General features: G+C 71.1%; 19 protein-coding genes. 5 read left to right on the forward strand and 14 right to left on the reverse strand.

Annotated elements, in window-relative coordinates:
• Positions 1 to 6: 6 nt before the first annotated feature.
• The 3 genes from sppA to NUG20_RS19075 all read right to left on the reverse strand — a co-directional run bounded on the left by sppA (position 7) and on the right by NUG20_RS19075 (position 5,055).
• The gene (gene sppA, locus NUG20_RS19065) at positions 7 to 1,905 is read right to left on the reverse strand and encodes a signal peptide peptidase SppA (RefSeq protein ID WP_263395965.1); all 1,899 of its coding nucleotides are present in this window, start codon (positions 1,903 to 1,905) and stop codon (positions 7 to 9) included.
• Positions 1,906 to 1,980: 75 nt separating this feature from the next.
• Positions 1,981 to 3,348: an MATE family efflux transporter gene (locus NUG20_RS19070; RefSeq protein ID WP_263395966.1), complete on the reverse strand. Its 1,368-nt coding sequence runs from the start codon at positions 3,346 to 3,348 to the stop codon at positions 1,981 to 1,983.
• A gap of 228 nt (positions 3,349 to 3,576) precedes the next feature.
• Positions 3,577 to 5,055 carry a hypothetical protein gene (locus NUG20_RS19075; protein ID WP_263395967.1) on the reverse strand — a complete coding sequence of 493 codons (1,479 nt, stop codon included), beginning with the start codon at positions 5,053 to 5,055 and terminating at the stop codon, positions 3,577 to 3,579.
• Between the two features lie 462 nt (positions 5,056 to 5,517).
• Between NUG20_RS19075 and NUG20_RS19080 the strand changes: the two genes are divergently transcribed.
• Complete coding sequence (locus NUG20_RS19080) at positions 5,518 to 7,707, forward strand: primosomal protein N' (protein WP_263395968.1); 2,190 nt, start codon at positions 5,518 to 5,520, stop codon at positions 7,705 to 7,707.
• 30 nt (positions 7,708 to 7,737) lie between these two features.
• Here the strand turns inward: NUG20_RS19080 and NUG20_RS19085 are convergent, their stop codons facing one another.
• Complete coding sequence (locus NUG20_RS19085) at positions 7,738 to 9,405, reverse strand: VanW family protein (RefSeq protein ID WP_263395969.1); 1,668 nt, start codon at positions 9,403 to 9,405, stop codon at positions 7,738 to 7,740.
• A gap of 248 nt (positions 9,406 to 9,653) precedes the next feature.
• On the opposite strand from NUG20_RS19085, the gene NUG20_RS19090 reads away from it, so the two are divergent.
• Both NUG20_RS19090 and NUG20_RS19095 read left to right on the forward strand, forming a co-directional pair.
• The gene (locus tag NUG20_RS19090) at positions 9,654 to 10,961 is read left to right on the forward strand and encodes an NAD(P)/FAD-dependent oxidoreductase (RefSeq protein ID WP_263395970.1); all 1,308 of its coding nucleotides are present in this window, start codon (positions 9,654 to 9,656) and stop codon (positions 10,959 to 10,961) included.
• 55 nt (positions 10,962 to 11,016) lie between these two features.
• Positions 11,017 to 11,637 (forward strand): trimeric intracellular cation channel family protein, encoded by a 621-nt coding sequence (locus NUG20_RS19095; RefSeq protein WP_263395971.1) that lies wholly within the window; start codon positions 11,017 to 11,019, stop codon positions 11,635 to 11,637.
• A 135-nt stretch (positions 11,638 to 11,772) separates the two neighbouring features.
• On the opposite strand, the gene rpoH is transcribed toward NUG20_RS19095, so the two are convergent.
• The 6 genes from rpoH to rhlB all read right to left on the reverse strand — a co-directional run bounded on the left by rpoH (position 11,773) and on the right by rhlB (position 17,955).
• Complete coding sequence (gene rpoH, locus NUG20_RS19100; protein ID WP_263395972.1) at positions 11,773 to 12,651, reverse strand: RNA polymerase sigma factor RpoH; 879 nt, start codon at positions 12,649 to 12,651, stop codon at positions 11,773 to 11,775.
• A 220-nt stretch (positions 12,652 to 12,871) separates the two neighbouring features.
• Entirely contained in the window at positions 12,872 to 13,600 is a 729-nt protein-coding gene (ung, locus tag NUG20_RS19105) for a uracil-DNA glycosylase (protein WP_263395973.1), read from the reverse strand.
• Positions 13,601 to 13,622: 22 nt separating this feature from the next.
• Positions 13,623 to 14,465, reverse strand: a complete 843-nt coding sequence (locus tag NUG20_RS19110; protein WP_263395974.1) for a response regulator — start codon at positions 14,463 to 14,465, stop codon at positions 13,623 to 13,625.
• Positions 14,466 to 14,472: 7 nt separating this feature from the next.
• The gene (gene ftsX / locus NUG20_RS19115) at positions 14,473 to 15,420 is read right to left on the reverse strand and encodes a permease-like cell division protein FtsX (protein WP_263395975.1); all 948 of its coding nucleotides are present in this window, start codon (positions 15,418 to 15,420) and stop codon (positions 14,473 to 14,475) included.
• Positions 15,417 to 16,103 carry a cell division ATP-binding protein FtsE gene (gene ftsE, locus NUG20_RS19120; protein WP_263112170.1) on the reverse strand — a complete coding sequence of 229 codons (687 nt, stop codon included), beginning with the start codon at positions 16,101 to 16,103 and terminating at the stop codon, positions 15,417 to 15,419. The genes ftsX and ftsE overlap by 4 nt, the downstream gene beginning before the upstream one ends.
• A 73-nt stretch (positions 16,104 to 16,176) precedes the next feature.
• Positions 16,177 to 17,955 (reverse strand): ATP-dependent RNA helicase RhlB, encoded by a 1,779-nt coding sequence (rhlB, locus tag NUG20_RS19125; RefSeq protein WP_263395976.1) that lies wholly within the window; start codon positions 17,953 to 17,955, stop codon positions 16,177 to 16,179.
• 201 nt (positions 17,956 to 18,156) lie between these two features.
• Here rhlB and trxA point away from each other — a divergent pair, with 201 nt between their 5' ends.
• Complete coding sequence (trxA, locus tag NUG20_RS19130) at positions 18,157 to 18,498, forward strand: thioredoxin TrxA (protein ID WP_263112168.1); 342 nt, start codon at positions 18,157 to 18,159, stop codon at positions 18,496 to 18,498.
• 242 nt (positions 18,499 to 18,740) lie between these two features.
• The gene (gene rho, locus NUG20_RS19135) at positions 18,741 to 20,588 is read left to right on the forward strand and encodes a transcription termination factor Rho (protein WP_263395977.1); all 1,848 of its coding nucleotides are present in this window, start codon (positions 18,741 to 18,743) and stop codon (positions 20,586 to 20,588) included.
• A gap of 99 nt (positions 20,589 to 20,687) precedes the next feature.
• Here rho and fos read toward each other — a convergent pair whose 3' ends face one another.
• The 4 genes from fos to NUG20_RS19155 all read right to left on the reverse strand — a co-directional run bounded on the left by fos (position 20,688) and on the right by NUG20_RS19155 (position 24,752).
• Positions 20,688 to 21,104 (reverse strand): fosfomycin resistance glutathione transferase, encoded by a 417-nt coding sequence (gene fos, locus NUG20_RS19140; RefSeq protein ID WP_263395978.1) that lies wholly within the window; start codon positions 21,102 to 21,104, stop codon positions 20,688 to 20,690.
• 8 nt (positions 21,105 to 21,112) lie between these two features.
• Positions 21,113 to 21,982 (reverse strand): energy transducer TonB, encoded by an 870-nt coding sequence (locus tag NUG20_RS19145; protein ID WP_263395979.1) that lies wholly within the window; start codon positions 21,980 to 21,982, stop codon positions 21,113 to 21,115.
• 85 nt (positions 21,983 to 22,067) lie between these two features.
• Positions 22,068 to 23,810, reverse strand: coding sequence for a bifunctional isocitrate dehydrogenase kinase/phosphatase (aceK, locus tag NUG20_RS19150; RefSeq protein WP_263395980.1), 1,743 nt, complete (start codon positions 23,808 to 23,810; stop codon positions 22,068 to 22,070).
• 9 nt (positions 23,811 to 23,819) lie between these two features.
• Positions 23,820 to 24,752: a LysR substrate-binding domain-containing protein gene (locus NUG20_RS19155; RefSeq protein WP_263395981.1), complete on the reverse strand. Its 933-nt coding sequence runs from the start codon at positions 24,750 to 24,752 to the stop codon at positions 23,820 to 23,822.
• Positions 24,753 to 24,814 lie beyond the last annotated feature (62 nt).

Raw genomic sequence — 24,814 nt, forward strand, 5'->3', positions numbered from 1 at the left:
CCTGGCTCACAAGCCGCAGAAGCAGTAGGCCAGCGCCTTGACCGGTGCGCCGTTGCGCTTGTCGGTGGCGTCCTGCACGAAGCGCAACTGCGTATCCAGCTCCGGCATGTTGCGCGCCAGTACCGCGTGCGCCAGCGCCGAATCGCCCAGCATCCAGGCGCCCATGCGGCTGCTGGCGAAGCCGCTGACGAACTGCGCGAACGGCGTGGCCGGCTTCTCGATGTAGCGCACGCGGTACTTGTCGCGCTCGCCCAGCTTGGCCCGCGCGGCGGCATCGGCCACCGCGTCCTTGAAGCCGCCGAACGCGTCCACCAGGCCGCGTTCCTTGGCCTGCGCACCGCTCCACACGCGGCCGCGCGCGACCTGGTCGATCGCCTCGACCGGCTTGCTGCGCGCCTGCGCGACCTTGCCGGTGAAATCGGCGTAGCCCTTGTTGATCACCGACTGGATCACCTGCCCCACCGCCGGGTCCATCGGCCGGGTGACGTCGAACGCCCCGGCGAACCGGGTGGTGCCCACGCCGTCGGTGTGCACGCCGATCTTGTCCAGGCTGCGGGTCAGGTTGGGGATCATGCCGAAGATGCCGATCGAGCCGGTGATCGTCGACGGATCGGCGTAGATGCGGTCGGCGTTCATGCTGATCCAGTAACCGCCGGACGCGGCCAGGTCGCCCATCGACACCACCACCGGCTTGCCGGCCGCCTTCAGCGCCACCACCTCGCGGCGGATCTGCTCGGAGGCGAACACTTCGCCGCCCGGCGAATCCACCCGCAGCACCACCGCCTTGACCGCCTCGTCGTCGCGCGCTTGGCGCAGCAGTTCCGCGGTCGACTCGCCGCCGATACGCCCGGCCGGCTGCTCGCCGCCGCTGATCTCGCCCGCCGCGACCACCACCGCCACCTGCGGCCGCGAATCCACCGGCGAACGGCGCAGGTCCAACTGCTGCAGATAGGCGTCCAGATTGACGTTGCGGAAGCCGCTGTCGGCATCGTCGTCAGCGACGCCGCGCTTGGTCAGCAGTTCCTCGACCTCCTCGCGGGTCTTCAGGCCGTCCACCAGCTTCTGCTGCAGCGCGAACTTGGCCATGTCGCCGCCGGCCGCGGCGATACCCTCGGGCATCGTGTCGATGCCGGCGGATATCTGCTCGGGCGCCAGCTTGCGCGCCTTGGCGATGTCGGCAACATAGCGCTGCCACACGTCGTTCATCCAGAACAGGTCCGCTTCCTTGGACGCCGGCGACGCCGCGTCGAGCACGTAAGGCTCGGCGGCGGACTTGTACTCGCCGACCTTGAACAGGTGCACGTCGACGCCGAGCTTGTCCTGCAGGCCTTCGCGGAAGTACTGGCGATAGCGGCCCAGGCCTTCCAGCACCACCGAGCCCATCGGGTCCAGGTAGACCTCGTTGGCCTGCGCGGCCAGCAGGTACTGCGACTGGCTCAGGCTGTCGCTGTAGGCCACGACCTGCTTGCCGGAAGCGCGCAGGTCCTGCAGCGCCGCGGCCACTTCGCGCACCGAGGCGAAGCCGCCCGGCTGCAGCTTGTCCAGGCGCAGCGCCACGCGCTCGATCTTCGGATCGGTCTTGGCCGCTTCCAGCGCGCGCAGCAGGTCGCGCAGCTGGATCTCCTCGGCGCCCTTGTCGCCCATCGCCTTGGTCAGCGCGCGGCTGACCGGATCGGCGCTGAACTGCTCGACCACGGTGCCTTCCGGCGCGATCAGCAGCGTCGTACGGTCGTGCAGCGTCTTGGCGCCGTCGCCGCGCCCCATCGCGAACACGATCAGCAGCAGGAGCAGCAGCAGGAAGCCGAAGAACACCAGGTTCAGGATCAGCCGACGGGTGAAGTTCATCACATCCCATAGGCCAACGAAGAAGTTGGCGATGGGGCTGCGACGCACGGGTTGGTTCATGGAAAACTCCGGAAGGGAAGCGTCTTGCGCGTGTGCAGCATACCGGCTGCGCCGGCGCCGCACATGCGCCTGAAGTCAGGGTGCCGTGGCGGCGAGCAGGCGCCCGCTGCTCAGCCGGAAGCGCGCGGCCATCATCACCGCCGCCGCGCTCAGGCCCAGGATCAGCCCGATCCACATGCCCTGCGGCCCCCAGCCCAGCCACAGGCCGAGCCCGGCGCCCAGCGGCATGCCCAGGCCCCAGTAGGAGCACAGGGCGAGCAGCATCGGCACGCGGGTGTCCTTGAGCCCGCGCAGCGCGCCGGCCGACAGCACCTGCACCCCGTCGGGGAACTGGAACGCGGCCGCGTACAGCAGCAGCGTGGAGGCCAGCCCGGCCACCGCGATGTCGCGGGTGTAGACGCCGACGATGGCGTCGTGGCCGAACAGCAGCACCAGCGCCGACAGCGCCTGGGTGGCGAGCACGATGGTGTAGCCGGCCCAGGCCGCGCCGCGCACGCCCACCGCATCGCCGCCGCCGGCGGCGCGGCCGACCCGCACCGTGGTCGCCTCGGCCACGCCCATCGGCACCATGAAGCACAGCTGCGCCACGTTGATCGCGATCTGGTGCGCGGCCGCCGGCACTTCGCCGAGCCGCGCGATCAGCAGCGCGGTGACGATGAACAGGCCGCCTTCCATCAGGATGGTGATGCCGATCGGCAACCCGGTCTTCAGCAGCCCGCCGATCGCGCGCAGGTCCGGCGCCTCGAAGGTCGCGAACAGGCGCAGCGGCGCGAACCGCTTGGAACGCGCCAGGTAGACCGCGAAGCACAGCGCCTGCAGCCACATCATGATCGCCGAGGCCACGCCCAGCCCGCCGGCGCCGCGCTCGCGCAGCCCGAACAGGCCGAAGGTCAGCACGTAGCCCAGCGGCGCCAGCACCAGCAGCCCGCCGAAGCCGAGCAGCATGGTCGGCAACGTCCAGTGCATGCCCTCGCTCAGATAGCGCATGCAGAAGTACAGCACCATCGCCGGCACGCCCCAGCGGATCGCATGCAGGAAATCGCGCGCGCCGGGCACGATCTCCGGCGCGATGCCCAGTTGCGGCAGCACCATCGGGGTCACGCTCAGGAACGCGAACATCAGCAGGCCCAGGCCCAGCGACAGCCACAGCGCCTGGCGGAACATCGGCCCGATCTGCGCGTGGCGCTTGCCGCCGTCGAGCTGCGAGACCGACGCGGTCAGCGCGATCAGGGTGCCGATCGGGATCATCATCGGCAGCCACAGCAGCGCGGTGCCGACCGTCACCGAGGCCAGCGTGCGGGTGCCGTGGTGCCCGGCGATGACGTTGTCGACGAAGCTGATCAGGCCGGCGGAGATGTGCCCCAGGACCAGCGGCAGGGCGAGCTGCGCGGTGCTGCGCAGTTCGCGGCCCCGGACCGAGGCCGGGGTGGAGGACGAAGACATTGCAAGACTCTAGCGATCCCGCCGACTGCGGCCGCGCAGGAAAGCGCCGGCGCCGGGTGGCGGAGGGCCGGCATTTTACCCTGTGATGCAGGGATTAGGGATTAGGGATTAGGGATTAGGGATTAGGGATTAGGGATTAGGGATTGGGGATTGGGGATTGGGGATTGGGGATTGGGGATTGGGATTGGGATTCGGAGCGCGGAGCGGCAGGACGCCGCCGACGCCAGTTCAGCGGGCGCTGCGTTGGCGCAGCCAGGCCGCGCGCGTCTCCGCCGCTTGCGCCAGCAGTTCGTGGCGCAGCGCCGCGCGCTCCTGCGGCGGGGTGCGCTGCGACAACAGCGCCAGGTGCTCGCGCTGCTCGGCCGGCAGCGTGCGCAGCAGGTCCAGCAGCGGCTGCCGCTGGGCGTCGGGCACGTAGCCGAACAGCGGCTGCAGCGCCCAGTATTCGCTGCCCAGTTCCGGCCCCAGCAGCCAGCCATTGCGCTCCAACGCATCCAGCGCCGCGAACTGCGCGCGCAGCGCGTGCTGCTGCTCCACCGGGAGGCCGGCGAAGGCGCTGGCCACCTGCCGCAGGCGCGCCTGCACCGTGGCGTGCAGCGCGTCCCAGGCGGCCTGGCGCTCGCGCAACTGCGCCGGGGTCAGCGCCGGCGGCGTGGCGGCAGCGGTGGTGGCCGGCGCGGTCGCCACGCCCGTGGCCGGGTTGGTCGGGTTGGTCGGGTTGGTCGGGTTGGCAGCGGCGGCTTCGGCGGCCTCTTCCGCGCTGGGTGCGCTGCGCTCGATCCGTGCCGGCGGCGCGCCGGCGGCGTACCACGCGAAGAAGTCCAGGTCGTAAACCGCCGGTTCCGGCAGCGGCGCCGGCGGCGCGGCCGGCACCGGCGGCGCCGTGGCCACGTCGGACTCGGCCGGCAGTTCCTCGACCTGCACCGGCCCGGTATCGCCCAGCGCCAGCCCCGAATCCGTGCCGGCGCCATCGGCCGCGCGCCGCGACGGCGACCGGTCCCACCACAGGGTGCCGACCAGCGCCAGGGCGACGACCACGATCACCGCCCCCGCCAAGCGTGCCCGGGTGGGGCTGCGCCTGCCTGCACCGCGACGCGTGGGGGCCTGCGCGGGTGGCGCGGGCCTAGGCGCCGCCGTCGGCGCGCTCGGCGCCGCGCTGGCGATGGCCGCGTCGCGCAGCTGGGCCAAGGCCTGCAGCCGTGCCGGCGGCAGCTCGCGCAGGTGCTGCTGGGCGGCCTCGGCCAGCGCGCGCCAGCCGGCGGCGTCCGGGCGGCCGGCGGCATCGCGCGGACAGGCCCGTGCCAGCGCCTGCTGGTAGTCCTGGGTGGACTGGTGCAACACCTGCGCCGCGACCGGCTCGTCCAGGCCGGCCACGATCCGCAGCAGCAGCGCCAGGCGATCGGCCGCCTCCACCTCGCCCAGGTGCGCCAGCGGCGCCGGCCAGCCGCTGCCGGCCGCGGTGGCGGCCTGGCGCAGGGACGGCACGGCGGCGAGCAGCTTCCAGAAGCGCAGCGGCCAGTCGGCCATCGGCAGGGTCGCGGCATGGCTGCGGAACGCGCGCATCGCCGCGGCCAGCGCCGGCGCGCCGCGCTCGACGCTGCCGCTCTGCAGCTCGGCCAGCACCGCGGCACGGCGTTCGATGCCGCGCAGGAAGGCGGCCAGGGCGGGCGCGGCGACCGCGCCATCGGAGGGGGGCGCGGCGGTCATCGGAACTCCATCATCGGCGCGATGATAGCGATGCCGCCGCCGCACCGCGCGCTTGACAAGGGCGCGCCGATCGGCTGCTTCAGGCGCCAGCGGGGCGGATCGCAGCGGCGGGTTGTGCACAGCGTGCCGGGAGCACGCCCACAGCCCCTGTCAAGCCCGGCGTGAAATCATGTTGCAGCCATGTTTCACGGCCAAGCCATTGTTATTTATGGTGATTATTCGATTGGCGCTTTTTTGTCCAACTTGTGGCAGAAGCTTGTGAATCCTTCTTCACGGCGTGGAGCATCCCCTTCATGCACAGCTTTATCCACAGCACGTGTGGATAAATTCGATTCTCCAAGCGGGGCAACGATTTACGACTTGTTTATCACTTTGGCGGCAGCTGTCGCGCCCAACTGGCGGCGCCGCCGATCACGGCGAGAGACCGCGGGCTCCGGTTCCCCGGCCGCTAAACTAGGGTCGATGTCGCCCCCCGTCGCCACCCTCCGCGTCGCCCTGCCGCTGCCGCTGCCGCAGCTGTTCGACTACCTGCCGCCGCCCGGCAGCGCCGCCGTGGCCGGCGACGTCGGCCGCCGGCTGCGGGTGCCATTCGGCAACCGCGAGCTGAGCGGGGTGGTGGCCGCGCTCGGCCAGGTCGAGGACGGCGAGGGCCTGCGCGAGGCGCTGGCCTGGCTGGACCCGGTGCCGCTGCTGCACGGCGAACTGGCCGACTCGCTGCACTGGCTTGCGCGCTACAGCCACGCCCCGCTGGGCGAAGTGCTGGCGACCGCGCTGCCGGTGACCCTGCGCCGTGGCGAGGCGCTGCCCGACACCCACGCCTGGGCCTGGCGCCTGACCGAGGCCGGCGCCAGCCATCGCGCCCGCCCGGGAACCCGTCCGCACCGCTTCGCCGAACTGCTGGCGGCCGGAGCGGTGGACGAAGACCGGCTCGACCAGGCCATGGACGACTGGCGCAGTGCCGCGCGCAGCCTGGCCAAGCGCGCCTTCGCCGAACGCATCGCGGTGCCGGCCAGCGCTGCGGCGCCGCAGCCGCAGCCCGGCCCCACCCCGAACGCGGAACAGCAGGCGGCGATCGACGCGGTCGTCGCCGCGCCCGGTTTCGCCCCGTTCCTGCTCGACGGGGTCACCGGCAGCGGCAAGACCGAGGTCTACCTGCAGGCCATCGCCGCCTGCCTGGCGCGCGGCCGCCAGGCGCTGGTGCTGGTGCCGGAAATCGGCCTGACCCCGCAGACCCTGGCGCGGTTCCGCGCGCGCCTGGGCGTGCCGGTGCACGCGCTGCATTCCGGGCTTACCGACAACGAGCGCGCGCGGGTCTGGGCCGCGGCCTGGCGCGGCGAGGCGCGGGTGGTGGTCGGCACCCGCTCGGCGGTGTTCGTGCCGCTGCCGCAGGCCGGGCTGATCGTGGTCGACGAGGAACACGACGGCAGCTATAAGCAGCAGGACGGGATCCGCTACCACGCCCGCGATTTCGCCCTGGTGCGCGGCAAGGCGCTGGACGTGCCGGTGCTGCTGGGCAGCGCCACACCGTCGCTGGAAAGCCTGCACAACGCCGCCGGCGGCCGCTACGCGCACCTGCGCCTGACCCGCCGCGCCGGCGATGCGCGGCCGCCCACGGTGCGCGTGCTCGACGTGCGCAAGCGCCCGCTGCAGGACGGCCTGTCGCCGGAGGTGCTGGCCGGCATCGGCAGCGCACTGGCCGACGGCGGCCAGGTGCTGGTGTTCAAGAACCGCCGCGGCTACGCGCCGGTGCTGCTGTGCCACGACTGCGGCTGGACCGCGCCGTGCCAGCGCTGCAGCACCCCGCTGCACGCCACGCCGATGACCGTGCATGCCGGCGGCCGGCGCCTGCAGTGCCACCACTGCGGCGCGCGGCAACCGGCGCCGCTGGCCTGCCCGGATTGCGGCAGCCTGGCGCTGCAGCCGCAGGGCATCGGCACCGAACGCCTGGAAGAACGCCTGCTGCAGGCCTTCCCCGATGTGCCGGTGCTGCGCATCGATCGTGGCACCACCCAGCGCCGCGATGCGCTGGAGACGCAACTGGCCACGCTCGGCACGCAGCCCGGGATCCTGGTCGGCACGCAGATCCTGGCCAAGGGCCACGACCTGCCGCAGCTGACCCGGGTGGTGGTGGTCGGCATCGACGAAGGCCTGTTCTCGGCCGACTTCCGCGCCAGCGAGAAACTGGCACAGCAGCTGATCCAGGTCGCCGGCCGCGCCGGCCGCGCCGCGCGCCCGGGCGAGGTCTGGCTGCAGACTCACCATCCCGGCCATGCGCTGCTGGAGACCCTGGTGCACGGCGGCTACCACGCCTTCGCCGAGGCCGAACTGGCGCAGCGCGAAGCGGCCGGCTTCCCGCCGTTCGCACACCTGGCGCTGCTGCGCGCCGAGGCCAAGCAGGTCGAACACGCCAATGCCTTCCTCAGCGCGGTGCGCGCGCTGCTGCCGGAGCAGGCCGACGTGCAACGTTTCGGGCCGATGCCGGCGCCGATGCCGCGCCGCGCCGGTTTCCAGCGTACCCAGTTGCTGCTATCGGCACCGACTCGGCGCGCGCTGCATGCGGTGCTGGACGCGGCGATGCCGGCGATCTACGCGCTGCCGCAGGCGCGGCGCGTGCGCTGGTCGCTGGATGTGGATCCGCAGGATCTGTACTGAGGCGCGCGCGGCGTCCGCGACACGCTCGCCTCAGCCCGGCAAGCCCAGCACGGCGACCAGGTGCGCGCGCAGCGCGGCGCTGTCGCCGGCGTCCACGCAACGCCACGTGCCGGCGTCTGCGCCCAGGCCGCAGGCGGCGGTGGCGATCACCGGCTTGCCCAGCGCCAGCGCCAGCAGCGCGCCGCGCGGCTGCTGTTCGATCCACGCCGGCAGCACCACCACCGCGGCCGCCTGCACGCCGTCGGCCATCGAGGCGACCCGGCGCACGTCGATGCCGCTCCAGAACTGCGGCGTCTCCTGCGCGCCGGGCGGCAACAGCAGTTGCACCGGCAAACCGCGCAGCGCCTCGCGCAGTTCGAACGCGCCCTTGCGCGCCAGCGCCGACGCCGCCAGCAGGACCTGCGCCGCGCCGCCGTTGCCACTGGATGGCGCAGGATCGGACGGCGGCTGTCGCCATTCCAACGCGATGCCGCGACTGCCGGCCAAGGCCAGCAATTCGCGATGCGGGGTGATCCAGTGCCGCGCCTGCGCCAGCGCCGCGCGCTCGGCCTCGACCAGCAGCGGATCGGCACGGAAATCGCGCAGCGTGGCGCTGTCGGGATGGCGTTGCGCCGCCACGTCCAGCCGCGCCTGCAACAGATGCATCGGCAACGCGGTCATGCACACGTCCCAGCGCCGGCCCTGCAGTTCGCCGGCCAGCCACAGGCCCGGCAACAGGCTCTGCGGCACCACCAGCTCGACATCCTGCGCGCCGAGCCTGCGCTGCAGCGCGCGCAGGCGGATGCGTTGCGCGCGCTGCCGCACCTGCGGCAACGGCAGCCCGCGGCGCAGCCACCAGCGTTGCAGCAGGGCCGCCTGCACGGCGGCGAGGCTGCTCCGGCGCAGCGCCAGCACCCGATCGCCGGGCTGCATGCGGCGCCGGCGGTCCGCGGTGAATTCCGGCCAGTCCTCGTCGATCAGCCAGGTGCGGCGCACGCCGGCGGCGGCGGCGGCCGGCACGTGCCGATGGCATGCCTCGCGGCCGCAGCGGGTGCAGTCATTCGCCGCGGTCGCTGCCGGCGTGCGCCGCAGCGGCGACAACGGCAGCGCAGCGGCCGCCGGCGCACCGCCGAGGATGCGCACGTGCAGGTCCCCGCCATCCAGCCACACTTCCAGGCGCCACGCCGAGGCCGCGCGCAGGCGCAGGTCGACGTAGTTCCAGAACACCACCGCATCGCGATCGCGCTCGGCCAGCGAACCGGCGATCACCTGCGTGTGCCGATGCCGCTCGACGATCTCCAGGCCCTGGCGCAACGCCGCGTCGTAGATCGCATTGGACAGCTGGCACAGGCCACCGCCGATCGACGGCACCAGGCAGCCTTCGCGCAGTTCGCGGCCGGCGGCGAAGCCGCGCCGGCGCGTGGCCCGGCCCAGTTGTCGCCAGAAACCGAAGGTCGCCCCGGCCGGCACCTCGACCCCGTGCAGCAGGCGTGCGGCCACGCGCAGGTTGTGGATCTTGCCGGCGACCAGCAGCGGCGACGTCTCCTCGGTGTCCGGCCATAGCACGGTGACCGATTCGGAGACCGCCGCCGCGGCGATCGGCAACCCCGTGTCGCGGCGATGCCGGCGCGGTCCGCCGCGCAGGTCGCGCAGCGCGCGGCGCAGTTGCAGCACCCGGGTCTTCGCCGCGAACAGCAGCGCATCCAAGCGCGACGGCACCGCGCCGGGCGATGCGAGAGGTCGATCCGTCGCTGTTGCTGTCGCTCGCACTACCATGCGCCCCCCGCATCCCTGCCTGCGCCTGCCATCGCGCTACTATAGGGGCATGCGGTTCCAACCCCCAGTTCCTGCATGCAGCGTCGGCCGCCGCGAACGTGCCGCTCGCCCGGCGCGCGCCGCGCATGCCGCCGTCGCTGTCGCCTCGCCGGCAGCATGCGTTTCGCCTTCCCGTCCGCCTGGAATCCCGCATGGCTAGCGCGCCCGTGCCGCACCTGATCGTGGTCGGCGGTGGTTTCGCCGGGTTGTGGGCCACCCGCGCACTGGCCAAGGCGCCGCTGCGCATCACCCTGATCGACCGCCGCAACCACCACCTGTTCCAGCCGCTGCTGTACCAGGTCGCCACCGCCGGGCTGTCCTCGCCGGACATCGCCGCGCCGCTGCGGCAGATCCTGCGCAGCCAGTACAACGTGGAAGTGCGACTAGGCGAAGTAGTGCGCCTGGACAAGCAGGCCCGGCAGGTGCAGCTGGCCGGCGGCGAAGCGCTGGACTACGACTACCTGCTAGTCGCCACCGGCGCCACCCATGCCTATTTCGGCCACGACGAGTGGGCCGCGCACGCGCCCGGGCTGAAGACCCTGGACGATGCGCTGCATCTGCGCCGCCACCTGCTGCTGGCGTTCGAGCGCGCCGAAGCCGAAACCGACCCCGCCGCGCGCGCGGCCTGGCTCAGCTTCGCCATCGTCGGCGGCGGCCCGACCGGGGTGGAACTGGCCGGCACCCTGGCCGAGATCGCGCGGCATACGCTGAAGCACGAGTTCCGCCGCATCGATCCGGCCGAGGCCAGGGTGCGGCTGATCGAGGCCGGCCCGCGCGTGCTCGCCTCGTTCCCGGAGCGGCTGTCGGCCAAGGCGCAAAAGCAGCTGGAAAAGCTCGGCGTGGAGGTGCTGACCGGCGTGCCGGTCGCCGACATCGACGCCAGCGGCTACCGGCTGGGCAGCACCTTCGTGCCCGCGCGCACCGTGGTCTGGGCCGCCGGCGTGGCCGCCTCGCCGCTGGCGCGGACGCTGGAGGTGCCGCTGGACCGCAGCGGCCGCGTGCAGGTACAGCCGGACCTGAGCGTTCCCGGGCATCCGGAGGTGTTCGTCGCCGGCGACCTGGCCGCCTTGCAGCAGGCCGACGGCAAGCCGGTACCCGGGGTAGCGCCTGCGGCCAAGCAGATGGGCCGGCACGTGGCCGAGAACCTGTCGAAGCGGCTGCGCGGCTTGCCCGGCGATGCGCCGTTCCGCTACGCCGACTACGGCAACCTGGCGACCATCGGACGCATGGCCGCGATCGTGCATCTCGGCCGCCTGCAGCTGTCGGGCCTGCTGGCCTGGTGGTTCTGGCTGGCCGCGCACGTGTTCTTCCTGATCGGCTTCCGCAACCGCCTGGTGGTGCTGCTCAACTGGGCCTGGGCGTACTGGAGCTACCAGCGCGCGGCGCGGATCATCCTCGGCGACGACGCGCGCGATTCCGAGCCGGCGCCGACTGCGCCCAAGCCGCCGCCGGCTGCGTGACACCCCGCGGCGCGGCTGCGATCCTAGCCGCCCCTTTCCGCTGCGCAGTGCCGTCTTGGCGACCTTCCTGTTCCTGCTCGACCTGCTCGGCACCTTCGTGTTCGCGATCAGCGGCGCCACCGTCGGCGTGCGCCACCGCCTGGACCTGTTCGGCGTGCTGGTGCTGTCGTGCGCGGCCGCGGCCTCCGGCGGCATCGCCCGCGACGTGCTGATCGGCGCCACCCCGCCGGCCGCGCTCGGCGATGCGCGCTATCTCGGCGTCGCCTGCCTGGCCGGGCTGCTGACCTTCTACAGCCACAACACGGTCGAACGCCTGCGCAATCCTGTGCAGATCTTCGACGCGCTTGGCCTGGCGCTGTTCGCGGTGTACGGCACCAGCAAGGCGCTGGCGTTCGGCCTGGGTCCGCTCAGCGCGACCCTGCTCGGCATGCTCAGCAGCATCGGCGGCGGCATCGTCCGCGACCTGCTGGTGGCGCGTACGCCGGTGGTGCTGCAGGCCGAGCTGTACGCGGTGGCGGCGCTGCTCGGCGGCGGCGTGGTCGCCGCGGCGCATGTCCTGCAGCTGCCGCAGCCGTGGGGACTGGCGGTCGGCGCCACGCTCTGCTTCGGCCTGCGCTTCATGGCGATCCGCTACGGCTGGCACCTGCCGGTGGCGCGGCCGCCGCCGGAGCCGTAACCGGCAGCGCGCGCGTTCGCACGGCGGGTCTTCAGTCCGGTCTGCGCCACGTAGCGGCGCAACGAAAAAGGCCCGGAAAACCGGGCCTTTTTGCTTGGCGGATCGATCATCCGCCCATGCGCGCCATACCGACGATCACGCCACGAACAACGCCTTCATCTTCTTCAGCGCATTGGCCTCGATCTGGCGGATGCGCTCGGCCGACACGCCGTACTCGTCGGCCAGCTCCTGCAGCGTGATCTTGCTGTCGGCATCCAGCCAGCGACGCTTGATGATGTCGCGCGAACGCGCATCCAGTTCGGCCAGGCCCTCGCGCAGCAGCTGCAGCTGGTTGTGTTCGCTGTCGGCGCGCTCGTAGGCCTGCGAGGGATCTTCCTCGGCGGCCATCAGGTAGGCGGCCGGCGACGGCGGCGCGTGGTCGTCGTCGTCGTCGGACGGCGCATCGAAACCGATGTCGCGACCGGACAGGCGCGACTCCATCTCCAGCACCTCGCGCTCGGACACGTTGAGGTCCTTGGCGACCGCGGTCACTTCCGCCGCGTTCATCCAGCCCAGGCGGGTCTTGGACTTGCGCAGGTTGAAGAACAGCTTGCGCTGCGCCTTGGTCGTGGCGACCTTGACGATGCGCCAGTTCTTCAGGATGTACTCGTGCATCTCGGCACGGATCCAGTGCACCGCGAAGCTGACCAGGCGCACGCCCATTTCCGGGTCGAAGCGCTTGACCGCCTTCATCAGGCCGATGTTGCCTTCCTGGATCAGGTCGCCCAGCGGCAGGCCGTAGCCGTTGTAGCCGCGGGCCACGTGGACCACGAAGCGCAGATGCGAATGGACCAGTTCGCGCGCCGCATCCAGGTCTTCCTGGTCACGGTAGCGCACCGCCAGCGCGCGTTCCTCTTCGGACGTCAGCACCGGGATCTGGTGCACGGCGCCGATATAGGCATCCAGCGAACCGAGCGGACTGGGGATCGGGAGGTTGTTGGCCACCAGCGCGGTGGCAGGCATGGTCTGGTTCATAGGGGCTCATCTTAGCAGTCAAGTAATTGGACTGCTGGGTACAGTAAAAAGTTCCTGCGTTCCGCTGGTGGAACACTCGATCAGGAATGAGACTGTGACAGAGACCACTGGAACGCTGTGGGGAGGCAGCCGTAACCGGTTACGAGGGGCAAACCTAGCACCTGTCCTGCGAAATTTCCGTACATCCGGCGGGTGTCGCGCGCCTCCGGCGAACCGCGGTTCAGGCGCCGGCCAGCGCCGCGTCCAGCGCCGCGCGCGGTGGCAGGCTCCAGTCGATCGGCTGGGCGCCGCGGCGGCGCAGGTACTCGTTGGCCGCGGAGAAATGCTTGCAGCCCAGGAAGCCGCGGTGCGCCGACAGCGGTGAGGGATGCGGCGCCTTCAGCACGCGGTGGCGGCGGGTGTCGATGACCTTGCCCTTGGCCTGGGCGTAGCTGCCCCACAGCAGGAACACCAGGCCTTCGCGCTCGCGGTTCAGGGTCTCCACGACGTGGTCGGTGAAGCCCTCCCAGCCCTTGCCCTGGTGCGCGCCGGCGCGGCCCTCCTCCACCGTCAGCACCGCGTTGAGCAGCAGCACGCCGCGCTGCGCCCACGGCAGCAGGCAGCCGTGGTCGGGACGGCGGATGCCCAGGTCGTCCTCGATCTCCTTGTAGATGTTCAGCAGCGACGGCGGTACCGGCACCCCGGGCAGCACCGAGAAGCACAGCCCGTGCGCCTGACCGTAGCCGTGGTACGGATCCTGGCCGAGGATCACCACCTCGACCCGGTCGAACGGGGTCGCCTCGAACGCGGCGAAGATCTGACGCCCGGGCGGGAACACGCGCGCGCCGGCCGCCTTGCGCTGGCGCAGGAACACGGCCAGCTCGCGCATCTCCGGGCGCAGCAGCCAGTCGCCGACCTGCGCCTTCCATGAAGGTTCCAACTGGATCCGGGTGTCGTCTTCGCTACTCATGCAGGGTCCGGCAGTCGATCGATCAGAACGTCACGGCGTTGTCGCTGAGCTTGGCCAGGCGCAGCTGGAACAGCACCTTGGTGACCAGCAGGCGCTCCTCGATCGGCTTTTGCACCAGATCGTTGGCGCCGGCGCGCAGCAGCTCGGACTGGTTGTGCGGGTTGCTGTCGCCGGTCATCACCAGCACCGGCATGCGCCGCTTGCCGTAGGCGAAGTCGATGCGGATGCGCTGCACCACGTCGCGGCCGTTGAGTTCGCCCTTCAGGGTGACGTCGGTCAGCACCAGGTCGATGCGGCGGGTGGTACGGCCCAGCGATTCGGCGGTCAGCAGCGCGAACGCGTCCTCGGCGGTCAGCACGTGCACCACGTGCAGCTCCTGGCGCTCGAGCATGCGCTTGGTCGCCTCGGCCACCACGCGGCTGTCCTCGACGTAGAGGATGGTGGCGCCGGCCACCGGCTGCGGCTGCACGTAGCCGCGGATGAAGGTCGCCAGCGCCTCGTGGCCCAACGCCTTGTCGAAGTAGTCGGTGACGTATTCGGTGAAGCGGCGCTCGACCAGGTGCTGCTGGGCATCGCCGGAAACCACGATCACCGGCACGTAGGCCTGGCCGGCGGCCTCGCGCACGCTGCGCGCCAACGCCAGGCCATCGCCGTCGGGCAGCGCCAGCGAGGTGGTAACCAGGTTCACCGGGCCGGCCTCCAGCGCGGCGCGCGCTTCGGCGATGCTGGCGCAGCCGACCACTTCCACGTCCGGCAGTTCGCGGTGCAGCACGTCGGCGATCAGCTTGCGCACCAGCTTGGAGCCGTCCACGACCATCACCCGCGGGGCGTCGCTGATCAGGTGCTTGAGATCGTGCCGGGACATGCGCGCCTCAGGTGTCGGTGGGACGCGTCTGGCGCAGGAAGTGCCCGGTCACCAGCCAGGCGCCGAGCCAGCCCAGCAGCAGGGTGCCGAGCAGCACGAACGCCGAGTGCAGGGCATCCAGGCCGTGCAAGACGAAATGGCTGCCGTAGCTGTCGGCCAGTTCCGCCAGCGGCGGCCCCAGCGCCAGCCCGGAGGCGGCGATCAGGCCCAGCGCCATCACCCCGGCGCCGAAGCCGTACCACGCGCCCAGGTACAGGAACGGGCGGCGGATGAAGCCGTCGCTGGCGCCGAGCAACTGCAGCACGCCGATCTCCTCGCGCCGCGACTGGATGTCCAGGCGCACTGTGTTGCCGACCACCAGCGCCGCGCCGGCGCCGAGCAGCACCGACAGCACCTGCACCAGGCGCTCGCCGAAACGCAGCCAGCCGTCCAGGCGCTTACGCCACAGCGCGTCGTGCTGCACCAGGTCGGCCTGCGGCAGCGCGCTCAGCGACGCCGCCAGCGGCGCGTCGTCGGCCGCGGCCGGGGTGACGATCAGCAGCGTCGGCAGCGGATTGTCGTCGAGCGCGTCCAGCGCCTCGCCGAGCCCGGCGCTGTCGCGCAGCTCGGCCATGCCCTGCTCGGGGGTGCGCAGCGCTACCGCGGCGACGTCGGCCCGGCCGCGCAGGCTCGCCGCCAGCGTGTCCGCCGCAGCGGCGTCGACGCCGGTCTTCAGGAACACGTTGATGTCGCGCGACTGCTGCACGCTGCCGGCGAAATGCTTGAGGTTGTCCAGCGCGATCGACAGCCCCAGCGGCAACGCCAGGGCCAGGGCCATCACCGCCATCGTCAGCAGCGTCGCCCACGGCTTGCGCATGGCGCGGCCGAGGCTGTAGACGATGCTGTGCAGGTGGTGGTCCCACCACACGCCCAGGCGCGAGGGCGCGGCGGCGCCGGCGGCATTGCGTGCGCTCATTCGGCCAGGTCCTGCGGGGAGATGTCGTCGACCAGGCGGCCGTGGTCCAGGATCAGTACGCGCTTGCGCATCTGCTTGAGCAGCGCCAGGTCGTGGCTGACCACCAGCACGCTGGTGCCGCGCGCCGGCAGTTCGGCGAACAGCTGCATGATCTCCGCGGCCAGGGTCGGGTCGAGATTGCCGGTCGGCTCGTCGGCGACCAGCAGGCGCGGTTCGCCGACCATCGCCCGGGCGATGCCAACGCGCTGCTGCTCGCCGGCCGACAGCTGCGACGGCAGCGCCTTCTCGCGATGGCCCAGGCCCATCCGCTCCAGCACCGAGCGCACCCGCTTGCCGATCTCGGCGCGGCGGGTGCCGCGCAGGATCAGCGGCAGCGCCACGTTCTCGGCGATGCTGCGGTCCATCAGCAGGCGGTGGTCCTGGTACACGGCGCCGACCTCGCGCCGATGCAGCGGCACGCGCCGCCCGCGCACCTTCAACAGGTTGCGCTCGCCGAACAGCACCGCGCCGCGCGACGGACGCTCGCTGAGGTGGATCAACTTGAGCAAGGTACTCTTGCCCGCACCGGAATGGCCGGTGACGAACAGCATCTCGCCCTCCTCCACCTGGAAGCTGACGTCCACCAGCGCCTCGTGGCCACCGGCGTACTGTTTGCTGACATTGTCGAACCGCAGGACGCTCATCCGGCGATTATGCCGGAGCGGCCCGGGTTTTCGTCCACCGTGCGCACGCCGCGAACGGTGGAGCGCCGGTTCATCAGGAGCTGGAGACCAGCGAACGCAGCTTGCGGCCGAGGCGGGTCAGGAACGAATCGTTCGCCGCCGCGGCCGGCGCGGCGGCACGCTCGCCCTGGCGCGCAGCCCTGACCTGCACCGGCTTGGCCGGCGCGTCGGTCGGCACGGACGCTGCCGCGCCTTCGGCGCCTTCCAGCGGACGGCCGCCACGGCGGCGCCGGCGCTTGCGCGGCGGACGCTCGCCATCGACGGCGGCCGCGCCCTCGGCGGCCGCGCGCACCGGCTTCGGCGCGGGTGCGGCGACCGGGACCGCGACGGCTTCGGCCTCGGCAGCGACGGGCGCCGCCGTGACCGCCGCGGCTGCGGCATCGCCCTCGGCCGGACGCGGGGTGCGCGGGCGCCGCGGCTTGCCGTCGGCGCTGCGCGTTTCGCCGCTGCGGCCAGCACCGCCCGGACCGCTACGGCCGGCGCCGGGCTTGCCGCGGCTGCTGCCGCCGCCGCGCCGCTGCTCGTCGGCCTCGCGCTGCGCACGCGCCTCGCGGAAGATGTCGCCGATGCTCTCGTCGGCATCCGGGTCGACCTCGACCGCTTCGCCTTCGACCACTGCGCGCGGGGTCCGCGGCAGCGCCACCAGCAGTTCGGCGGTGACCGGCTCGACCGGGATCTTCTGCTCGATGTAGGCCTCGATGTCCGGCAGGCTCATCGCGTAGCGCTCGCAGGCGAAGCTGATCGCGTCGCCTTCCTCGCCCAGCCGCGCGGTGCGGCCGATGCGGTGCACGTAGTCTTCCGCGTCGAACGGCAGGTCGTAGTTGTAGACGTACTTGACGCCATCGATGTGCAGGCCGCGCGCGGCCACGTCGGTGGCGACCAGGATCTCCAGCTGGCCCTTCTGGAAGCGGTTGAGCAGGGTCTCGCGCTTCTTCTGCGGCACGTCGCCGGACAGCACGCCGACCCGGTAGCCGTTGCGCTCCAGCGAACGCGCCACGCGCTCGACGAAGGCCTTGGTGTTGACGAACACCATGGTGCGCGCGCCCTCGCTGCGCGACAGCAGGCCCAGCAGCAGGGTCAGCTTCTCCTCGTCGGAGGGGAAGTAGATGCGCTGGCGCACGCGCGCGGCGGTGATGCTCTCGGTCTCGACCACGAGCTTTTCCGGCTCGTTCATGTGCTCGTAGGCCAGTTCCAGCACGCGGTGGCTGAGCGTGGCCGAGAACAGCAGGGTCTGCCGGGTGCCGCGCTCGGGCATGCGCCGCAGCAGGAAGCGGATGTCCTTGATGAAGCCCAGGTCGAACATGCGGTCGGCTTCGTCGAGCACGCAGATCTCGCAGGCGTGCAGCGACACCACTTTATGCTGCTTGACGTAGTCGATCAGCCGGCCGGGGGTGGCGATGATCACGTCCACGCCCTGCTGCAGCAGTTCGCGCTGCTTGTCGTAGTCCACGCCGCCGTAGACGAGCGCGAAGCGCAGGCCCAGGTCGGCGCCGAACTTCACCGCATCCTTGTGGATCTGGATCGCCAGTTCGCGGGTCGGGGCCAGGATCAGCGCGCGCGGATCCTCGGGCTTGCGGTCGGCCAGCGCCGGGCGGCTGAGCAGGCGGTTCATCACTGTCACCAGGAACGCCAGGGTCTTGCCGGTGCCGGTCTGGGCCTGGCCGGCCACGTCGCGGCCTGGCAGGGCCACCGGCAGGGTCAGCGCCTGGATCGGCGTGCAGCGGGTGAAGCCGGCGCCTTCGAGGCCGGCGAGCAGCGCCGGTTGCAGCTCGAACGCGGAAAAAGTCACATCGGTCAGCGGTTTGTCGCTCATCATTCCATCTTCGTCAGGCCACCCCGCCCGAAGCGTAAGGTCGCGGCTTGCATCGGCCCCGGCAGCGTCGCACACTGGCTACTTCCATGCCGGGTCGCGCGACAGGGGGAATCCCTTGATTTCGCCGCGCAATGCCCCAGTTTACCGCAATAGCGGCGGCCACCCGGTCCGGCCCGTCGCATTGCCCCAGGAGATACCCTAGTGAGCGACAAGGTCCTACACGTCGGCGACGCCGATTTCGATACCGCCGTGCTGCAATCCGGCGAGCCGGTCCTGGTGGACTTCTGGGCGGAATGGTGCGGCCCGTGCAAGATGATCGCCCCGGTCCTGGACGATCTGGCCGACACCTACGACGGCAAGCTCAAGGTGGCCAAGGTCAACGTCGACGAGAACCGCGCCACCGCGATCAAGTACCACGTGCGCTCGATCCCGATGCTGCTGCTGTTCAAGGACGGCCAGGTCCAGGCCACCCAGATCGGCGCCGTCGGCAAGGGCCAGCTGACCCAGATGATCGACAAGACCCTGGGCGGCGCGGCCGCCTGAGGCGCCGGCACGCGGCCGCTCCGGATCGGAGCGGGCCGCTGCCATACCGGCCCGCAGCGCCGCTGCCGGCCGGCTGAATCGCCCGGTAACGCCTGCTTGCCGTGGTTGCGCGGCGATGATAGTGTCGGCGTATCCGGTGGCATTCGCGCACCGCACCCCCTCTGGAAGATTCTCTTCTAGACCCCTTCCCAACCCGTTTGCCCCCACGCTGGGCGCTCGCACTCATAGCGAGGAATCACCACTTGTCCGATAACACCACCACCGAACCCGGGAGCGTCGACGCCCCCGCCGAAAAGCGCGCGCGCAAGCCGCGTGTCAGCAAGGCCGCCTCCGGCGCTGACGGCGGAGCCGAGCACGGCGCGCCGGCGCAGCCGAACCTGCCGCTGAACCAGGCGCCGGCCCAGGCCGACGCGCCCCGCCCCGCTCCGCAGGAACGCCAGGAACGTCAGGAACGCGCCGCGCCGCAGGAACACGCGCAGGCTCCTTCCTCGTCGTCCCAGCCCCAGCCCGCTCCCGCCTCCGGCGGCGATGCCCAGGGCCAGGGCGGCGGCAACCAGAATGACGGCGGCGAAGCGCGCGAAGGCGGCAATGCGCGCTTCAACAACCAGAATCCGCAGAACCAGAACAACCCGCAGAACAACCAGAACCAGCAGGGCAATCGCCGCGACCGCTTCCGCAATCGCCGCGATCGCGGTGGTGGTGGTGGTGGTGGTGGTGGCAATGGCGGTGGTCGTGAGCGCTACCCGGACAACGGCCTGCCCAACGACACCGGCGCCAACGAAGTGTTCGTGCCGCGGCCGCACGCCAACGTGCCGGAAGGCTTCCCGATCTACTCGCTGAGCGACCTGAAGCGGATGCCGGCGCAGAAGCTGCTGGACATCGCCGAGCAGCTCAACATCCAGGACGGCGTGGCCCGCGCGCGCAAGCAGGACGTGATCTTCGCGCTGCTCAAGGTGCTGACCCGCCACGGCGAAGGCGTCGCCGCCGACGGCGTGCTGGAGATCCTGCCGGACGGCTTCGGCTTCCTGCGCGCGGCCGAGGCCAGCTACCTGGCCGGCCCGGACGACACCTACATCTCGCCCAGCCAGATCCGCCGCTTCAACCTGCGCACCGGCGACCACCTGTCCGGCCGCATCCGCTTCCCGAAGGACGGCGAACGCTACTTCGCGCTGTCGATCGTCGACACGATCAACGGCGAGCCGCTGGAAGCGAGCAAGAACAAGGTGCTGTTCGAGAACCTGACCGCGCTGTTCCCGCGCAAGCGCTTCACCCTGGAACGCGGCAACGGTTCCTCGGAAGACATCTCCGGGCGCATCCTCGATCTGATGGCGCCGCAGGGCAAGGGCCAGCGCGCGCTGATCGTGTCCCCGCCCAAGGCCGGCAAGACCATGCTGATGCAGCAGGTGGCCACGGCGATCACCACCAACCATCCCGACGTGCACATGATCGTGCTGCTGATCGACGAGCGGCCGGAAGAAGTGACCGAAATGCAGCGCACCGTGCGCGGCGAGGTCATCTCCTCCACCTTCGACGAGCCGGCCGCGCGCCACGTGCAGGTCGCCGAGATGGTGATCGAGCGCGCCAAGCGCCTGGTCGAGCACAAGAAGGACGTGGTGATCCTGCTCGACTCGATCACCCGCCTGGCCCGCGCCTACAACAACGTGGTGCCGTCCTCCGGCAAGGTGCTCAGCGGCGGCGTCGACGCCAATGCGCTGCACCGCCCGAAGCGCTTCTTCGGCGCGGCGCGCAACGTCGAGGAAGGCGGCTCGCTGACCATCATCGCCACCGCGCTGGTGGAGACCGGCAGCAAGATGGACGAGGTGATCTACGAGGAGTTCAAGGGCACCGGCAACAGCGAAGTGCACCTGAACCGCCGTATCGCCGAAAAGCGCGTGTACCCGGCGATCGACATCAACCGTTCCGGCACCCGCCGCGAAGACCTGCTGATCGAGCCGGAGCTGCTGCAGAAGATCTGGATCCTGCGCAAGCTGCTGCATCCGATGGACGAGATCGCGGCAATGGAATTCCTGCTGGACAAGATGAAGAACACCAAGTCCAACGACGAGTTCTTCGGTTCGATGAAGCGCTGAGTCCGGCGCGGCCTCGAACGCGAAACGCCCCGCTTCGGCGGGGCGTTTTCGTTTGCGCGTCCCGGTGGGCGGCGCCATCGCCGCATGCCTGGGCGATGCTCAGTCCGGATGGAAGCGCATGCCCGCATAGGGCTGCAACCGGCACTGCGCCAGGCGCGAGGCAAGGTCGCCCACGTGCGCTTCCAGCCGATGGCCATCGGGGTCGAGGAAGTAGAACGAATCTCCTTCGCTGCGGTTGCGCTGCCACTCCACCACCGCGTGCGCGCGCAGCCGCTCGACGAAGCCGGCGAACGCGTGCTGCGTGATGGAGAACGCATAGTGGGTGTAGTCGGCCGCCGGGCGCGGCCGTCCGGGTGCAGCCGCCACGGCCAGGCATAGCCACAATGGCCCGCACTCCAAGTACGCGCCGTTGTCCCAACGTGCGGCCAGGCGCATTCCCAGCAGGTCGCGGTAGAAACCCACGCTCCGCTCCAGGTCGGCGACCGCCAGCGTCAGATGGCTCAGACCGGCAAGCACCGGATGCCTCAGCCGCCTTCCAGCGCAGTCAGCAGCCGCGGACCAGCGTTGCGCCCGGCCATGTACACGCCGCTGCCGGGCAGCGCATCGGGCGAAAACTGCGCGCGGTCCTGCGGAACCGGCCACGGCGCCGGTTGCCGCGGCCCGGGCACGTAGCTGACCCAGCGGCCATAGTCGTCGGGATTGCCTTCGTTGGGATTGCCCTCGAGCGAGTAGCTCACCGGCACGCGCACGATCCAGTAGGGCTCGGCGGCCGCCTCACCTTGCGTCGGCGGGCGGAACGTCCACTTCTTGGCCGCCGCCAGCGCGCTCCTGGTGAAGATGTCGCGCAGCCGCTGCATTTCGTTCCCCGACGCCACCACCTGCAGGTTGACCTGCTCGGCGAAGGCCTGTTCGGGCTTGCCGTCGCGGCCGACCTTGACGATCAGGTAGACCATGCCGCCGGCGCCGGCGCGGAACGCCGCTTCGGGGTAGGCCGGCGGGGCCATCTGCAGCATGGCCACCGCGGCCGGGTCGCGTTCGTCGTAGGTGGCGAAGCTGACGTTGCGAATGGCGATCTGGTAGCTGTCGCCCTCCTGGCGCTTGGCCACCACGCGCACGCTCATCGGCGCACGCGCGGCCACCGGCTTGCCGTCGCGGGTGACCGGTTCGAACGTCCACTGCAGCGCCGAGCTGCGCACGAAATTCACGACGCCGGACGGCAGCCTCTCCTCCTTGTCCAGGACGACCCGGCTGACCGAGCCGTCCACCTCGATGTCGACCTTGCCCTGCAGCAACAGGCTGCTTTCGATCTGCTTGCGCACCGCGCCCGGTCCTGCGGCGAGCGCGCTGCCGGCGAACAGTGCCAGCGCCAGCAACAGCCACCCGCGCAGTGCCATACCCTGCATGTTCCTTTGCATCCGTCATTCCTTTGCGAGAAGTCGTAGCCGTCAATTACAGCGCAGCGGCATGGCGCCGGGCAAGTCAGGCCAGGCGCAGCGACTCCGGGTACGGCGGCGCGTCCGGGTAGTCGTCCTCGCGCAGCCGCGCCTGCAGGTCACGCCACCATTGTGGGTCGAACAGTTCGCCATGGGCGCGCCTGACCGCATCCAGCGAGGCGGCGGGCAGGCCCATGAACAGCGCGAAGCGCTCCGGGAACACGTCGCGCGCGGCGACGTGGAACCAGGGCTCGGCGGACATCGCTTCCTCGTCGTTGCGTGGCTGCGGCCAGTCGCGGAACGTGCAGTCGGTGACCAGGCACAGTTCGTCGTAGTCGTAGAACACCGCGCGCCCCTGCCGCGACACGCCGAAGTTCTTCAGCAGCATGTCGCCGGGGAAGATGTTGTTGCGCGCCATGTCCTTGATCGCCTGCGCGTAGTCCAGTGCCGCCTCGCGCGCCGCTTCGGCGGTCTGCTCGCGCAGGTACAGGTTCAGCGGGCGCAGCCGCCGTTGCACGTAGCACAGCTCGAAGATCAGGTCATCGCCGTCCTCGCGCAGGCTGCGCGCGCAGCCCTGCAGCAGTTCGGCGAGCAGCGCCGGGGCGAAGCGCGCGCGCGGGAAGCGCAGCGAACGGTACGGCTGCGCGTCGAGCAGGCGGCCGACCCGGTCCAGGTTGAACACCAGCGCGTACTTGTCCTCGACCTGCTCGCGACTCATCGTCTTCGGATAGGCGAAGCGGTCGCGGATCAGCTTGAACACCAGCGGGTAGCTGGGCAGGGTGAACACCGCCATGACCATTCCGGGCGTGCCCTCGGCGTGCACCAGCTGCTCGTTGGGCTGGGCCTGGAAATGGCGGAAGAAGGTGCGGAAGCGCTCGGTCTTGCCCTGCTTGGCGCGGCCGAGCATGGTGTACAGCTCGTCGATCGGCTTGTGCGGCAGCAGGCTGCGCAGGAACACCACCGCATCGCCGACGGTGGGCAGGTCGGCCTGGAAGTAGCTGCGCGAGATGCCGAACAGCTGCGCCACGTCGTTGCGCTTGGTCAGCACCGCTTCGGCGCGCAGGCCGTCGGCGTCGTTGACCAGCGCGATCACGCACGGCGAGAAACGATGCTCGCCGAACACGCGGCCGACCAGGTAGGCGCGGCGCTCGCGGTAGAACACCGTCTCCAGCAATTCGATGCCGCGCACCGGATGTTCGCCCCAGTGCGCCAGGTCGTCCTGCAGGCGCACCGCGATGGCCGCGGCGCAGCGCGTGCGGTGCGCGTACGGCACGTCGAACGGGTAGTCGCCGAGCACGCGCACGAACGCATCCACCGGCCGCGTCTCGGAGACCACGTAGTTGTGCCGCGCCACCGGATGGGTGATCGCATCGGTCGGCTCGATGTCCAGCGCGACGAACTCGATCCGCGTATCCACGCCCTGGGTGCGGAAGAAGCGCCGGGTCAGCGTGTTGTAGAAGGTCTTGTACAGCTCCTGGTCGATCAGCCCGCGCAGTTGCGCGGCGTAGCTGTCGCGCACCTGCGCCCACAGCACGCGGTCGTGGGCCTGGCCGAGCAGCAGCGCGCGCAGGCGCAGCATGCACTCGCCGATGCACTGGTCGTACAGCGCGATGCGCTCGACCGCGTCGTTGCGCGCGGCGTTCCAGTCGCGGGTCTCGAAGCGGCGGCGGGCGCGGGCGCTGATCTGCGCGAAGCGCGCATGGTAGTCCTCGAACGCGTCGCGGATGCTGCGCGCGACGGCGTCGGCGCGGGGTTCGGTGGGCACGGGCGGAGCGGGCGCGATGGTCATGGCCGCAGTCTACCCGCGCGCGCGGCGGCGCCTGGGCGCGGCCGCCGCCTCGGGGGCCTGGGTGTGCTGCCGGTGCTCGTCGGCCTGTGCGCGCAGCCAGTCGCGGAACGCCAGGAAACCGCCATGCGCGGCCGAGCGCGGCGGATACACCAGATAGTGCGACCAGGTCGCCTTCACCCGGTGCGGCGACAGCGACACCAGCTGGCCGGCGTCGAGCATCAGCCGCGCGCGGGTGATGCGGCCCAGGGCCACGCCGACGCCATCCAGCGCCGCGCGATGGTGCGACTCGGAATCGTCGAACACCGCCACATAGCGCGCAGGCGCGGTTTCGCCGGCGGCGGCGAACCAACGCTCCCATTCGCCGTCCGGATCGCCGATCAGCGGCCACTGCGCCAGCGGCGTGCGCTTGCGTGCGCCCATCCGCGCGATCAGCGCCGGGCTGGCCATCGGCACCAGCCACTCGTCGAACAACGCCTCGACCGCCAGCCCCGGCCACTGGCCGTTGCCGATCCGCAACGACGCGTCGATCTGCGGCTGGCGCTCGAAATCGACCAGCCGCTGGTCGGACAGCAGATTGATCTCGATGTGCGGATGCCGCGCCAGGAAATCGCCCAGGCGCGGCACCAGCCAGGCTGACGCCATCGACGGGGTCAGGCTGATCGTCAGCACGTCGTCGCGGCGCGCGGCGAACGGCTGCAGCGCCTCGCCGATCGCGTCCAGGTGCGGGCCGATGCGTTCGAGCAGGCGCCGCCCGTCGGCGGTCAGCGTCACCCCGCGCGCGTGCCGGTCGAGCAGCCGATAGCCCAGGCGCTGTTCCAGCGCGCGCATCTGATGGCTCAGCGCACTGACGGTGAGGTGCATTGCGGCCGCCGCGCGCGACAGGTTGCCGAGCCGGGCGACGCTGACGAAACCTTGCAGAGCGTGCAGCGGCGGACGCGCCATGTTGAATCCAATTCAAGTCTGACTTGCGGAATGGTCGCTTTTTCAAGGCTCAGCTTGCGCCT

Origin of the sequence: Xanthomonas sp. CFBP 8443 (assembly GCF_025666195.1) — a bacterium.
GTDB lineage: Bacteria > Pseudomonadota > Gammaproteobacteria > Xanthomonadales > Xanthomonadaceae > Xanthomonas_A.